The 13139-nt window shown below is 52.5% G+C and carries 16 protein-coding genes; 5 read left to right on the top strand and 11 right to left on the bottom strand.

The features are described from left to right. Window positions 1-104 precede the first annotated feature (104 nt). The 4 genes from LIX00_RS16335 to LIX00_RS26530 all read right to left on the bottom strand — a co-directional run bounded on the left by LIX00_RS16335 (window position 105) and on the right by LIX00_RS26530 (window position 2408). Window positions 105-884 carry an SDR family oxidoreductase gene (locus LIX00_RS16335; protein WP_227356042.1) on the bottom strand — a complete coding sequence of 260 codons (780 nt, stop codon included), beginning with the start codon at window positions 882-884 and terminating at the stop codon, window positions 105-107. Window positions 885-1814: 930 nt separating this feature from the next. Continuing rightward, window positions 1815-2015, bottom strand: a complete 201-nt coding sequence (locus LIX00_RS16330; protein WP_227356162.1) for a SprT-like domain-containing protein — start codon at window positions 2013-2015, stop codon at window positions 1815-1817. 126 nt (window positions 2016-2141) lie between these two features. Beyond that, window positions 2142-2267: a hypothetical protein gene (locus LIX00_RS25995; protein ID WP_255679362.1), complete on the bottom strand. Its 126-nt coding sequence runs from the start codon at window positions 2265-2267 to the stop codon at window positions 2142-2144. 27 nt (window positions 2268-2294) lie between these two features. After that, complete coding sequence (locus LIX00_RS26530) at window positions 2295-2408, bottom strand: DUF8118 domain-containing protein (protein ID WP_497007349.1); 114 nt, start codon at window positions 2406-2408, stop codon at window positions 2295-2297. Window positions 2409-3565: 1157 nt separating this feature from the next. Between LIX00_RS26530 and LIX00_RS16325 the strand changes: the two genes are divergently transcribed. Then, entirely contained in the window at window positions 3566-3985 is a 420-nt protein-coding gene (locus LIX00_RS16325; RefSeq protein ID WP_227356041.1) for a YybH family protein, read from the top strand. A gap of 222 nt (window positions 3986-4207) precedes the next feature. Here the strand turns inward: LIX00_RS16325 and LIX00_RS16320 are convergent, their stop codons facing one another. Beyond that, the gene (locus LIX00_RS16320) at window positions 4208-4894 is read right to left on the bottom strand and encodes a DUF2270 domain-containing protein (protein WP_227356040.1); all 687 of its coding nucleotides are present in this window, start codon (window positions 4892-4894) and stop codon (window positions 4208-4210) included. Window positions 4895-5164: 270 nt separating this feature from the next. Here LIX00_RS16320 and LIX00_RS16315 point away from each other — a divergent pair, with 270 nt between their 5' ends. Then, the gene (locus LIX00_RS16315) at window positions 5165-6229 is read left to right on the top strand and encodes a pentapeptide repeat-containing protein (protein WP_227356039.1); all 1065 of its coding nucleotides are present in this window, start codon (window positions 5165-5167) and stop codon (window positions 6227-6229) included. Between the two features lie 357 nt (window positions 6230-6586). Here LIX00_RS16315 and LIX00_RS16310 read toward each other — a convergent pair whose 3' ends face one another. Beyond that, window positions 6587-6766 carry a hypothetical protein gene (locus tag LIX00_RS16310; protein ID WP_227356038.1) on the bottom strand — a complete coding sequence of 60 codons (180 nt, stop codon included), beginning with the start codon at window positions 6764-6766 and terminating at the stop codon, window positions 6587-6589. A gap of 366 nt (window positions 6767-7132) precedes the next feature. Here LIX00_RS16310 and LIX00_RS16300 point away from each other — a divergent pair, with 366 nt between their 5' ends. Further along, the gene (locus tag LIX00_RS16300) at window positions 7133-8689 is read left to right on the top strand and encodes a flippase (protein WP_227356037.1); all 1557 of its coding nucleotides are present in this window, start codon (window positions 7133-7135) and stop codon (window positions 8687-8689) included. A 42-nt stretch (window positions 8690-8731) separates the two neighbouring features. Here the strand turns inward: LIX00_RS16300 and LIX00_RS16295 are convergent, their stop codons facing one another. Beyond that, on the bottom strand, window positions 8732-9133 hold the full coding sequence (locus LIX00_RS16295; protein WP_227356036.1) for a lysylphosphatidylglycerol synthase domain-containing protein: 402 nt from the start codon (window positions 9131-9133) through the stop codon (window positions 8732-8734). On the opposite strand from LIX00_RS16295, the gene LIX00_RS16290 reads away from it, so the two are divergent. After that, window positions 9123-9404: a hypothetical protein gene (locus LIX00_RS16290; protein WP_227356035.1), complete on the top strand. Its 282-nt coding sequence runs from the start codon at window positions 9123-9125 to the stop codon at window positions 9402-9404. The two genes, LIX00_RS16295 and LIX00_RS16290, sit on opposite strands and share 11 nt — an antisense overlap. A gap of 577 nt (window positions 9405-9981) precedes the next feature. Here LIX00_RS16290 and LIX00_RS26325 read toward each other — a convergent pair. Both LIX00_RS26325 and LIX00_RS16285 read right to left on the bottom strand, forming a co-directional pair. Beyond that, on the bottom strand, window positions 9982-10164 hold the full coding sequence (locus LIX00_RS26325; RefSeq protein WP_438267088.1) for a hypothetical protein: 183 nt from the start codon (window positions 10162-10164) through the stop codon (window positions 9982-9984). 335 nt (window positions 10165-10499) lie between these two features. Beyond that, window positions 10500-10937, bottom strand: coding sequence for a DoxX family protein (locus tag LIX00_RS16285; RefSeq protein WP_227356034.1), 438 nt, complete (start codon window positions 10935-10937; stop codon window positions 10500-10502). A 112-nt stretch (window positions 10938-11049) separates the two neighbouring features. On the opposite strand from LIX00_RS16285, the gene LIX00_RS16280 reads away from it, so the two are divergent. After that, window positions 11050-11352 carry a hypothetical protein gene (locus tag LIX00_RS16280; RefSeq protein WP_227356033.1) on the top strand — a complete coding sequence of 101 codons (303 nt, stop codon included), beginning with the start codon at window positions 11050-11052 and terminating at the stop codon, window positions 11350-11352. A 24-nt stretch (window positions 11353-11376) separates the two neighbouring features. Here the strand turns inward: LIX00_RS16280 and LIX00_RS16275 are convergent, their stop codons facing one another. Beyond that, window positions 11377-12489 carry a flavin-containing monooxygenase gene (locus tag LIX00_RS16275; RefSeq protein WP_227356032.1) on the bottom strand — a complete coding sequence of 371 codons (1113 nt, stop codon included), beginning with the start codon at window positions 12487-12489 and terminating at the stop codon, window positions 11377-11379. 109 nt (window positions 12490-12598) lie between these two features. Then, window positions 12599-13012, bottom strand: coding sequence for an SRPBCC domain-containing protein (locus LIX00_RS16270; protein ID WP_227356031.1), 414 nt, complete (start codon window positions 13010-13012; stop codon window positions 12599-12601). Window positions 13013-13139: the final 127 nt, after the last annotated feature.

Here is a 13139-nt window from a genome sequence, read left to right as displayed (position 1 = left end):
TTCTTCACAGCCAGCTCGGTCAATAGTAATGAACTAGACTATGTATTGTCATCACAACTGTCCTTTCTTTGTGTGGAGTCTTGCCGTTTCTGGTGAAGAGGATGTCAGGCTGTATTTACGAGACCACCATCCACAACGATCGATTCGCCAGTGACATAACTCGAAAGGTCACTCGCAAGGTATAGCGCGGTTTTTGCGACCTCGTCCGGTGTTCCAAAGCGATGTAATGGAACCATCTGTTCCATCTGTTCTCCTGTTTCGGTTCCGACAATTGGGACATCTTCTTTGGTCATCGTCGTCTCAATTACGCCTGGGTGAATCGCATTCACTCGAATGCCCTTTGCACCGAGCTCGGCGGCCAACGAGTACGTGAGCAGGCGGATCCCCCCTTTCGACGCACAATACGGAGAGAGCTCGCTATATCCACGAATACCTGCAATGCTCGAGATATTTATGATACTACCACTTCCAGTATCGCTCATTCGAGTGGCTGCTGCTTGTGAACCGTAGAATACACCATTCAAATTTATATCGATCAACTGTTGGTACTCCTCAGGGTTGATTTCACTGATCGGTTGCTGCGGTCCGACAATCCCCGCATTGTTTACCATCACATCTAAACTACCGAACTCGGTTTGTGCTCGCTCGACAATCGTTACGACGTCCTCTAAATCACTGACATCGCACATCTCGAATACTGCCTTCGAATCCGTGTGTTCGTTAATTTGTATGTGCGTTGCCGTGCCACTCTCACGTGGTTCTTCTTTGAGGTCTGCGACGACGACGTTAGCACCATTCTTGGCAAACAGGAGCGCGATGGCGCGTCCAATGCCACTGGCCCCACCTGTGACGACGGCTGTGTTGTCGGCTAATAGCTCCCCCATAGAAGGTAGAATAGGTGATCCACGACCGTCATAATTTCCTTAATAAATCTGATATCTACTCCTCAGTAAGGAACAAACCTTTTTTTGGAAACTATTGATTTATCCGGATTCATCACTTTCTTAAATCAAGGCTAAAAAATATGTCTCATCAAGGTTGATATCGGGTTCGTCCGTTGAGAAATCTACTGAGATCACTACAAAAACGTTGTGCTGATCGTATCGGACTTACCTATCCCCGAGTGGTACAGTTCCTTCGCCAGCCAATGCGCACCACGAACTGCGCACAAATCGATTCGAGGGTACCGGGGGCAGTCTACTTCCACTTATGAATTTAACCGGCAGGAAATCAGGTTCAGTCTTCTTGTTTGTCCTCGTCGGTAGGGGCATTGTCAATCGTATCGAACGGACTACCGGATGGCACTTCTTGGTGGTAATTACTGCCATCAATTCCCACGCTCGTTGTCGCCGATCTAAATCAAATTGTCTGGTGGGGTTCATCGCTAGCCAGACTGGAAATGAATGCGCTAAAGTTAGTATATTATACTAGCTTTCATTAGCACCTGGAGCGCCGGAAAACGTACGAATAAGAGAATGAGAGAGGGCCGAAACGGTCGCGGGAGTCAGTGAGAGTCAGCGAGGAAGGCCGTCACCCACACATCAGGGCGGGGTGGGTAGAGATCGCCCATTGCAAGCACTGCATCCAGGGAAGCGAGACGATGGCCGCACGGACTCACATGGACCCGCGACGGGCCAGCCACCGTCAGCGTCCCAATAACTCTCAGACAGTGTGGACAGCGGTACTTACGCGTCATTCAGTGGCCTCCTCGACGCGAAGCGACCCGCCGCAGTCGCCACAACTGTATTTCTCAGGCTGTTTGACGACCTTCGAACGCTGGAAGCGCGAGAGTCGTTCATCGCACTCCTCGCAGATCACCCACCAGTCGGCGATGTGAACCGCTCGCAGTGCTGGGTTGTGTCGAGCGCGTCGATCCACCGCTCGAACGTTCGCCCGTGGTCTGCCTCGCCGAACTCGTGGTACTGCCACGCATGGATGAGTTCGTGGCGCACCGTCAAACTGAATTGCTCCCAGCCGTGCAAGTCGTAGGCGTCCCACGTGAGCGAAATCGTAATCTCGTCCGTCTGTGGGTCGTATGTCGTCGCTCCTGCCGTTCGTTGCGCGCGCTCCGAGAGTTCCTAGTCGATGCCTTCGACGGGGAACGCAGGGAAGTGGTCGGCCACGACTGTTGCGGCGTGCTGTTATGCGCGGTCGAGCAGCGCCGCCTGCGTTGTCGGGGTGGTGTCGTCGCTGTCGGCAGTCGGCGCGGTCGTTTCCGAGCGCGTTCGCTGGGCGGCCACGTCGGAGAACGTCAATTGGCGTGACATAAATTGGAAGGAGTGGGGGATCAGTGGTTAGCAGCAGTCGCCGAATTCGCCACCGAGTGCGCGCTTATCGGTGGATTCTCGTCCACACTCCTCACACCGCCAGTAGCGATGATCCGCACGGCCGTACTTGTCAGTGTTCATCTATCGCTCTAAGAATGGATTTACCCTTGGGAAGCGATACAGCATCTATGGTCACCACAGAACTTTCTTCAAGAATTTCTTTCGAGCGATATTTTCACTCAGGAGGATGGTGGCTGGCGATACTCGCAATACCGGTGTTTTTCGTTCTCTGACTATTCGTGACGGTTTTTACGATGAGCATCGCCAGATTCGTTCCGCTTACTGTCTCAGCGTTTCTGTCTACCTATCTTAGTGGGGGAATCATCCTCGTTAGTTACGTAGCTGCACTTCTCTCACTGCTTGCCGTGTATTCTGACCGTCAATATGTTCAGGATCAATCTGCGTGGAAGCCAACCATTCTCTATTATCTCATGGTTATTCCGCTGCTCAATGTCCCGATTGTATGCCTCTATCTGTTCTTTCAGCATCGGCACATCGGAGTTCCGTAGTGGCTGAGAAACTATGGGATACGACTGAGAGTGAGGACAAAAGTCAACAGGACGAATGGAGACTGTTTCCGAAGAAAGCGATTGACGACGCGGTTCTCAACGATAGTATCGAGTACATCATTTTGGATAGTTCGTCGTAGAGAAGATCGACAGATAGGGGTTTTCTAAATCGACTCCAGGATCTCCGATCTGAAAGTTGATACCAACACACTCGGCATCCTGTTCAGAGAAATCAAAACTCCGTGCATCTTCCTGTGATTGGTTATCTTTCCAGGCAGAGACGAGATACGGGGCGGGTTTCGACGGATAGCCTTCGAACATGATTCCAGTTGCACCATTTGAGGGAGCAGCTTTCTTCCGCTTTGAGGCTTGCCAGACTGTGTGTCCATCTTTTTCAATGAGTACAGCAGACCTTACATCGCCAAGACCCTACCAGTCACATAGTTCCCATCTTATCACCCTACCGTCATCACACGGATTTCTTGTATCGTTCTATTCCTGAAAAGCGGGACATAATATCTGTCGATTTCGCCCGCTATATCGAATCTCCACCGGAGGTAATGGTGGAGTAGCGGAGATCCGATGTTAATAACTATTACACTACAAGACGACTTCGGATCGAGTGATTTAGACACATGGCCCGAGCAAAGTCAGAAAACGAGCACTCCACCACGAGATTAGCGTCCGACGTGTGGAGCAATCACGTCCCGGGGAATGGAGGAGGAAGCCATGGCTGAAGACCCCATTCGACAGCGCATAGAGGATTACACGAAGGCGATTCGTGCGAAGGACATTGACGGCGTCATGTCCTTCTTTGCACCGAACCTCGTTTCATTTGATCTCGCTCCGCCCCTGCGATACACTGGGGCTGACAATAAACGTCAAGAATGGCAAGATGCCTTCGATGCATACGACTCCATTGACTACGAGGTACGCGACTTGACCGTCACGGTGCACGGCGACGTGGCCTTCGTTCATGGCCTCAATCACTTCAAGGGCACGCTGGCGAGCGGGAACATCACCGACACATGGGTGCGTTGGACAGCGTGCTTCCAGCAAATCGATGGTGTCTGGCTAGTGGTTCACGACCACGTGTCAGTCCCAGCAGACATCGAGCATGGTCAGGCTGTTCTGGATCTTTCACCTTGAGCTCTTGAGCCCATTCTGAATTTCATCGAGCTGAGAGTGTTCCGTGCTGTTCGAGGAGCATTGAGACAAGTGCTGGGATTTCAATGAACCGGTGGTTCTACAGCCCGCTAGCGTCAATGTGCGATCGTGCATACTCAAACAGTCGAGAGTACTGATTGTCCTTATAACAATTTCAAGAGTATCGTTATGTTACAATCACGAATTTTAAAATTTTTAAGTAACCTAAAGTCGATCGAAGTCCTCCCTCGCGTGCCGCGACCGAGGGCGATATGTGATCCACACGAGACTAAGATAGAACACCGCGACAAGCCCGAAAACTACATTCCCAGGCATGACGCCGATCGCAGCATTATTTATTAACGATCGATCTCCTGTGATAGTTGTGAGGCGAAATAGCCAGGCGCCAAGGATAATAAACAAAAGCGGCAGGTAGATTCTGTGCAATCGTCTGGCGATCGCCTCTGGAAACGGAATTCTAAGTGACGGATCACGGAGATCCTCACTAAGCTGCCGGCGCCAATCACGCTGTTCAACGCCTGCTGATGGATCGAGTGCATTCGCAAAAAGATTTTCTTGTACTATGCGAACTCGTGAGCGAAAAACATCGTAGTCTTGGTAGCGGCGCGCTTCAATCACCAAGAAGAGAAGCGTGACGATAATCACAGCGAGGAGAATCGAATGTGACCCACTAGTTGAAAAGCCATAAGCAAGCAGAGCCGCGATGACCGTCACTGCCCACGTTGTCGTCTCATCGAGTCGTCGGCGCCATGTCGTAACACGATCCATTTCACCGCGGTAAAAGTGAGCCATGACTGACCCAAGACCCGTACTCTGATTAACCATCTCCCACCCGATTTCACTTTCCTCTGGTGCTTCCGGATCGAATTTGCGCGCATCTTTGGTACTCATAGACAGAGATAGGCGACGGAAGTATAAACAGAAGTATGGTCGGAGCTAGCTGTCGGTTTTTATTATGGTAGGTCGAGTCTTCTTCAGCAAGCAATTAATTACCTAGTAGGAATGTGGCTCCAGTGAACTACCATATTTTACTTGCCTCGTTTGGTCACTCCGTGAAGAGGAAGACTTGCGCCTGTAATCAGTCGAACCGCTCTTGCCACTCTCAAGTACTGAAGTCAAACCAATAATGGTGTGGCGCATAGGTATTGCACTGATCAACAGATGCCATCCAATGAGCAACCGTCTGACCGATGTGGGTACAGCCCTGATATCACGTTAGTCCACGAAAGTATTCCAGAAACAGCCTGTTATCGGCCTGTTTGGGGTGACCGTGATTACTGCGTTTGGCACGCGAAAGAGACCGGGAAATCAATAGAAGATTTAAAGGAACTAAAACCCGAACCGAAAGAGCATATCGATGGAGCGTACCTGAAAGAAGCGACGCTTAGAAATGTCAGTTGGTTCAAAGACGTTTCATTAATTAATGCTGATTTTACACGAGCAGATCTTCGGGCAGTTAATCTCTCGAATGCAGATATGAGATTGACAACGTTTGAGGGAACAACTGCAATATATACAGATTTTAGTGGCGGAAATCTCGAAGGAGCAATCATTTCCGAGACAGATCTACGAAGTGCGAAACTTGTCGATGCTCAGCTTAACGGAGCAATATTTTCAAACGTGTATGTAAATAGAGATACTGATTTTGGCGAATATTCGATTTATGAAAAAGAGAAAGAAATCGCGCCGAGAACGCTCTATGAAACCCATCCACTACAGGCCGCTGCATGGGTATATCGGGAACTTCAAGAAATCTATCATGACAATTCACTTCCGACATTGACCCAGAGCAGTTACCAACAAGAGAAGGACGTCCGCCGCCGGCTCGCTTGGGATGAAAGAGAGTATGGGCATGCAATCAAGTATGAACTTTCACGATGGGTGATGTTGTATGGTACGAGCCCGTACCGTATTCTGGCAGTTTCAGCGGCATTTATCCTCTTGTGTGGTTTTTTATATCCGCTAATCGGTGGTGTTCAGATAGTAAGCGGAGAGAGAACCATTACATATACATTTGAGCGCTCTCAGACCATTTCCCTCTGGTGGATAGGGGAAGTCTTGTTCCGAAGCATTTACTTCAGTGTAATCACCTTCTCCACGCTCGGCTATGGTAATCTTCAGCCTGTTGGACCGTGGACACAACTTCTATCTGGGATTGAGGCGATCCTTGGGTCGTTGTTTGCGGCATTATTAGTATTTGTCTTGGCGCGCAGTGTTACGTGGTGAAAATTTCGTATATATTGCTAATGATGTCCGTGTTCTCACTGGAAGTCGCCAATCTAGTTAGACATGAGTATCTCGTCATAAGTCACGATGAAATATCCATCATCCGTGAGTACTCTGCAGACGGACGGGACGACAATACGCGCAAATGCCGGGTTAGTGACGCCCTCTGAACGGTATTACCAATAGCCAGCTATAGACCGCTCCCTCGTCACTGACGGTGGGACATAGGATGAGGAAGAGCACGATCACCACCCCGTGGTGTTGGTAGGCGCTCCAAGTCAGCGCAATCGTGATCTCCTCTGTTGCAGGATCGTACTTCGTGACCCCTGCCTGTCGTTGGGCTCGATGTGAGACCTCTCACCCAATCGCTTCGACCGGCTGGTCCGGGAAGTGCTCGGCGGCGACGTTCGTTGCGTGCTGTCGTGCTCGGTCGAGCAGGGCTGTCGGTGTCTCCGGTGTATCGTCGGTCACAGTGCTCGCGCTTTCCGTCAGCGTTCGCTGATTGGTGATCTCCGAGAACGTCAATTGGCGTGCCATGGATAAAAAGAGCTGAAGCGGTGGTTAGTTCGGTAGTTCTCTTCGACCCGTTCTCACGCATGGCCAACACGGGAAGTCACCGAGGCCATCGCAGTCGCAGTCTTCGGGTTTGACATCATGTTCGTCCTCCGAGGGGAAGGCGTCGAGCGTCCCGTCGTTGGTTGCAGTTTCGACGGCGACCATGTGTAGCCATTGAGCGATAGTCGTGGGAGTGTTGCTTAGATCCCTCCTAAATCGTTTACTGGGTTCATGAACCGTCGACAATCGTTGCGATTTTTGGTAACCGAGGTCAGTTGAAAACCAAGGACTGTGGCGCAGTAGAGATAAATTATATATTTATTATCTTAAAATAATTGGAGACAAAACATGGAAGTTGATGACCAAAATACTACAACTGAGACGAATCAATCCGAGAGTCACGGACGAAGTTCAACACTCGCTTCCGTGTCTCGCGGTGCAGGTCTCTTTTTGGTGGGAAAGGGGGCAGATAACGCGCTTCGATTCGGTCTCAATATCGTTCTAACGCGGGGGCTCGGTGAAGGACTGTTCGGTGTTTACAGCTACGGATACGTGATTCTCTCCATCGTTCGGACGGTGACGAACCTCGGGACGGATACATCGATACTCAAATTCCTGCCGCAGTACAGCGGGCAGCAATCGAAACAGAATCAAATGCTCGGATTAGCACTTCTCACATCGCTTGTCGGGAGTCTACTCATCAGCGGGTTCATCTTTCTCGGGGCACCCTTCATCACGAGATTGACGCTGAAGAATCCGCTTCTGACGGACGTTCTGCGTATTTTAGCCCTCGTCCTTCCGTTCACGACGGTGAGCAATATCTTGCAAACCGTCTTCAAGGCGCTCGAACTCCCCGAATACCAAGTACTTCTCATGAACATTGTGACGCCGGCCGTTCGACTTCTCTTCATCGCCGTTCCAATTTTCCTCGGCTACAAACTTCTCGACGTCGTTGCGGCGGGTGTCGCAGCGGGTATCGTCGTCTTCGTTGCCACGGTTTCACTCTTTGCCTCACGAACGACGTTCCAACCGACGTTACGGGGGTCGCGCGGGGATATCGTTGAATTTTATAACTATTCGCTCCCGCTAACGCTCACGCAAGCGGGGGCGATCCTCGCGAACCGAATCGACTTGCTGATGGTCGGCATCTTTATTTCGCAGGGGAGCACCGTCGGGATTTATAAAGCGGCGTTGGTCGTCGCGGGAATGCTCGTCCTGCCGCTGAGTGCATTCAATCAAATCTTCCCGCCCGTCGCCTCCCGTCTCTACACGAACGGGAAAATGACCGAGTTACAGTCACTCTACCAACAACTCACGCGCTGGATCTTTACCGTCGCACTATTTCTCGCGCTCGGTGCGATCGTTTACTCGAAGGAGATTCTGTTCATCTTCGGGGAGGGATATACTGATGGGAGTTCTATCCTCGTGCTCTTTACCCTCGGCCAGTTAGCGAACGCGGCGGTCGGCCCCAGTGGTTTCTTGCTGATGATGACGGATCACCAGTATCTCTCACTTGTCAACCGGTGGGGGCTCGGCATCTTAAACGTGATTTGTAACTACGTGTTCATCCAGGAGTTCGGCGTTATCGGGGCGGCACTGGCAACGGCAAGCGTCCTCGCGCTTATAAATTTCGCGCGGGTCGCCGAAGTATGGTACACCGAAGGACTCTTCCCCTACTCCCGGCGATTCATAAAACCCATCGTTGCTGGTATCGGCGCTGGGCTAATCATGTACGGATTACGGTCTGTGCTCTCCGGGTACGCGCTTCTCGTTGTCGGTGGTGGAGTTGGGTTTTGTGTCTTCGGCGCACTTCTACTGACTGCTGGCATCGAGGAGGAAGATTACGAGTTTTTCTCGATGTGTATCTCGTACGTTAGAGACACGTCGGATTCCTCCCACGGCTAAAGCCGTGGGCATTCTCCTCGAATCTCTGTAATGTTGCGGTAATTAGCTAACGCGATTGGCCGTAACGACCGCGAGCACACTTCCGCCAATCATGGTTGGTACCCAGTACACGAAACCGCGGAAGATGACAACTGCCGCGACCACGACTGCGGATTCAATACTGGTTGTCGAAACGAGAAGTGCAACGAGAACCGACTCAATACCTCCTGTCCCGCCTGGAAGCGGTGTTACACCGGCGATCGCACTGATCGGAATAGCAAACAAAACGACGGCAAAAGGGACGGTTGTTCCAATCGCGTAGAACGCTAGCCACAGAGCGTTTGCTTGAAATAGCCAGCCGACCCCGGAATACCCAATTCCACCTCGTGCTGAAAGTTCGAGCGATTGGGACAGGGCGAATCCTTCAAATGAAGGCCTACCGAATAAGCAGTTAGTGAGCTTCAAAACGGTATATTTGAGTATTGAGAAAGAAGATGCTCACGAAATTATCTCTCAGTCAGTCGATAATATTCGATCAAAAGCGGTGAACGATTCAATTGAATATCAGGATATGGGTGGTATGCTACTAGCTGTGCTTTCCGACGAAACTTCTAAAAGTGGAGTGAAGGCTAAACTTCGCTATCAGACGTCGGTACTCATGCCGCTCCTGGCTCATGGTCGAGTGAAAGCACGCGAGATTCGAGATGCAGTCGAAGATTACCGAGTTCCCGAGTAGATGCAACTTCACATGAGACTGCTTCACTAAAGAAGCTTATCGGGCAGTAAAGACCGGTTCACGATATGAAAACAGCGTCACCGGAGTTGGCATTACTGTCGAACTCAGGCGACACTTCGGACGTGGTTCGATCCGCACATTTGGCAGGTGACTTTGGCCATGTGACTCTGACGATCCAAATGTATTATGACAATCCATACTCTGGTATTTGTATCTCTTTTCCTCTTTGTTACCGAGTATCGTCTTGAGCCGGTCGAGGACACTCATGGTGGTTGCCCCAAGTATGGTCATTGGTAACAGGAAGTGTTCGACCATTTTGTTAATAGTATATACTAGTAATTCTATTCAAGGCGCATGAGATGTGGCAACAAAATCGAGAGGCGACTTCCTCATGAATAAAAACGGCAGAAGCATGGGTTAGCTCGGTAATTTCTTCTGTCCCGTTTGTACGCACGGTCAGCACAAGTCACCAAGGCCGTCGCAGTCACAGTCCTCTGGTTCGGCATCGACTTCATTTTCCTCTGACGGGAATGCCTCCAGCGTCCCCTTGTTAGTTGACGAGACACAGAATCAGTCGTCAAGAGAGATCAAGTTGACAGCAGGCACCAGTCTCAAGTTCCTTCTCCTCGATGTACCGCGCGAGACACGCATAATTACAGAACTGTCCGACAGTGGTCTGTTCTCCCCCTCGTTCTTCGTTGACAAAGATGGGAGTGTGCATATGCACGTCCCTCCCACAGTACGTACAGGCTTTATTCATACGGGAGAGGAACGAGCTACTGTGGGAAAAGAGTAGCCTCAGCGAGTCGAATTCCTGATTATGAGGCGATCACAAATCGGGATCGTAGAAAGAGTATCGGGCTGAAGCGGTGGTTCGTTCGGCAGTTCCTTCCGTCCCGTCCGCACGCACGGCCAGCACGGGAAGTCACCGAGACCGTCATAGTCGCAGTCTTCCGGTTCGGTATCGTCTTCGTCCTCGGTCACGTCGTCGATAGACGCGTTGTACTGGTGGGCTGCGGGCGTCTCGTGGCTCTCGTTGGTGACTTCGATGAGTCCGGCGACATCTCTTCTCAGAGCATTGATCGGTTGAACGCCTCACCGATAGTCTCTACCTTTTCGATCTGAATGAGCGATTCCAGTCTCGCCAGGACGTACGATGGCTAGAACGAGATCAAGTACGCGGGAACTCGTGACGATGAGTCCGGCTATGAGGTAGATCGCTGGCCCGACTGATCTCCAGAGTGGATCGTCAACCCGGAAGAGATGCGTCAGGATTGCCCCGATCATCGTGGCGATGATTAACATTCCGCCGAAAACAGCAAGAATCGGCGCAAATACGAGACCGACGAGCAACCCGAGACCGCCAATAACTTCGATGCCCCCGGTAACGAATCGGAACCACTCCGGATAGCCGTACCGCTCGAAATCCTTTTTCGCGAGATCAATGCCGATTAGCTTCGCGCTACCTGCACCCACCATGATGAGGCCGAGTAGCCCTTGCACGACGGGGATGGCCCTTTTCATTTTCCTCATAGATATTCTCGACTACGCTGGGCGAGAACATGGAATTTGCGCCTGAATAGATACACCTTTTTAACTCACCCGCGAGTCGGTTAAACCACTCGTCAGCCAATTCTAGCGGGTTATGCCTCGGATACGCCTCAAAGTAAAAATTGGGGCAGACAACGATAATTGGCTGGCTGGTGTCTCGACCGGCTTCTCAGATGCCAAGTTCAAAATCCTGTCGAGCAATCTCACAGACAATGGCGTGCTCGAAATAGCCGAAGTAACGACACCGGACGGGGACGCCATCATTCGCCGGTTCGACGACGCACCAGAAGTGCGCTCGTACGAAGTGCTCCATTCCGACGCCCAGATGGTCGATGGAGTATCCGAGGGTTGGGGGAACATCCTCGACACCCTGGAGGCTGTGGTTGCCGAGGCCTGACTGACACCGAGACCACGAGATGGATTATTCTGTCTCGCCGGCATCGGCTCGCCTGCGCAGGTGAGTGGCGATATACCGAGCATCAGCACCAACACCGACGAGAGTAGCCGAGAGGAGCGAACGCTGGAAGGGCAGGCCGAGGAAGTACAGACCCGGTTCGTCCTCCACGACTCCCCGGTCGTGGATGGGGGAGCCGTCCGCATCACAGCGCAGCCCTGGAACCTCGATCCAGCTGACGTCCGGACGGAACCCCGTCGCCCAGATCACGGCATTCACGTCGAGAAGTCGTCCGTCGTCGAGACGCGGCGTGCCGTTTACCACTCCCTCAACCCGGGGAACTCGCTCGACGCCTGCGCGTTCGAGATCGTCGGGTGTGAGACGAATCAACGGATCACCTCCCTTCTGACCGCGCGCTTTTAGCTTTCGACCGATCCACGTATCAACGGTCAATAGGTCGGTGAACAGCCACCGGAAGATGCGTCCGTCGAACCAGAACAACCAGCGAGGGAGGTCGTCGGAATCCCATTTCGGGAGGTGGCCCGTGTCCGGTCCGGAGAGCCAAACACGTCGATAAGCGGCGAGTTCGATGGCGATTTCGGCTCCCGAGTTGCCAGCACCGACGACGAGAACGTCCCCCTTGGGCAGTTGGTCGGGGTTCCGATACTCGCTAGAGTGGAGTTGGGTAATCGACGAGGCAAGTTGCGGGGCGAACTCTGGGACGTTCGGGTGGTGATACGGCCCGGTCGCCACCACGACGTGATCCGCCGTGATGCGATGTGTGTCGGCCTCCAGCACGTAACGATCGCCGCTCCGAGTGAGCGACTCGACGGTCGTGTCGAGCTGTACTGGCAGGTTGAATCGGTCGGCATACGCTTCGAGGTAGTCGGCCAATTCGTCTTTTGTCGGGAAGTAGGCGTTCGCAGCGGGGAACGGCACTCCCGGCAGGCTGCTGAGCCCGGCCGGGATGAACAGCCGAAGGGAATCCCAGCGGTTTCGCCAGGCGTCGCCCACGCGGCTCCCAGCGTCAAGGATCATGAATGAGTGGTCGTGTTGTGCGAGGTAGTAGCCCATGACCAACCCGGCCTGGCCGCCACCGATCACGACGGTTTCGACGTGTTGTGTGATTCCCTTCGTCATCGGTGTCCCCGTACCCTTAGCGTGGTCCCGCTATCTGTCGCTCGGCGGGGCAACACGACAACGAATCCCCTGAGTACAAGATCGAACGCGACGAGCACGACGGATGTCATCAGCGACCTCGGTGCCGCCAAATTCTTCCTTCGCTTCGCGTTCGATCGCCAATTCCGAGGCGCATCTGCATTGTAAGCTCCGTCTTACCGTCTTCTTGCTCGTCAAGGATTACCGACATCTGGAACTGTGATTCGCCTTCTTCGCTACTGCGATGGGTGTAGACCAAGCGCTCAGGCTCTACGACCTCGTAGTAGACGATCGTGTCCTGGTATTCGTCACCCTCGGGGGCGGTCATCACGAATCGCCAGATACCACCCGGCCGTATGTCCAACTCCTCGGTGGTTGTGACGACTCCGTCCGTCCCCCACCAGTGCTGTACTTCCTCGGATGAAGTCCACGCCGCCCACACAGGTTCGCGTGGTACGTCGAAGGTTCGCCGGATGGTCAGACTCGTCTCGTCGGTTTCGGTCATCGTTTCTGGCCCTCACAATGTCGGTGCGATTCCCGAGCGAGTCGGTCGGGCCAGCATCGGTGTCGTCGGGAACCGTATCGGGGTTGTTTGCCTGGTGGACGGCGACCTCGGTGCCGTCGGCGACCAC

This window comes from Haladaptatus salinisoli (genome assembly GCF_020614375.1).
Classification (GTDB): domain Archaea; phylum Halobacteriota; class Halobacteria; order Halobacteriales; family Haladaptataceae; genus Haladaptatus; species Haladaptatus salinisoli.
Note: the sequence above shows the minus strand (reverse complement) of the source record. Positions and strands in the feature narration are given on the sequence as shown.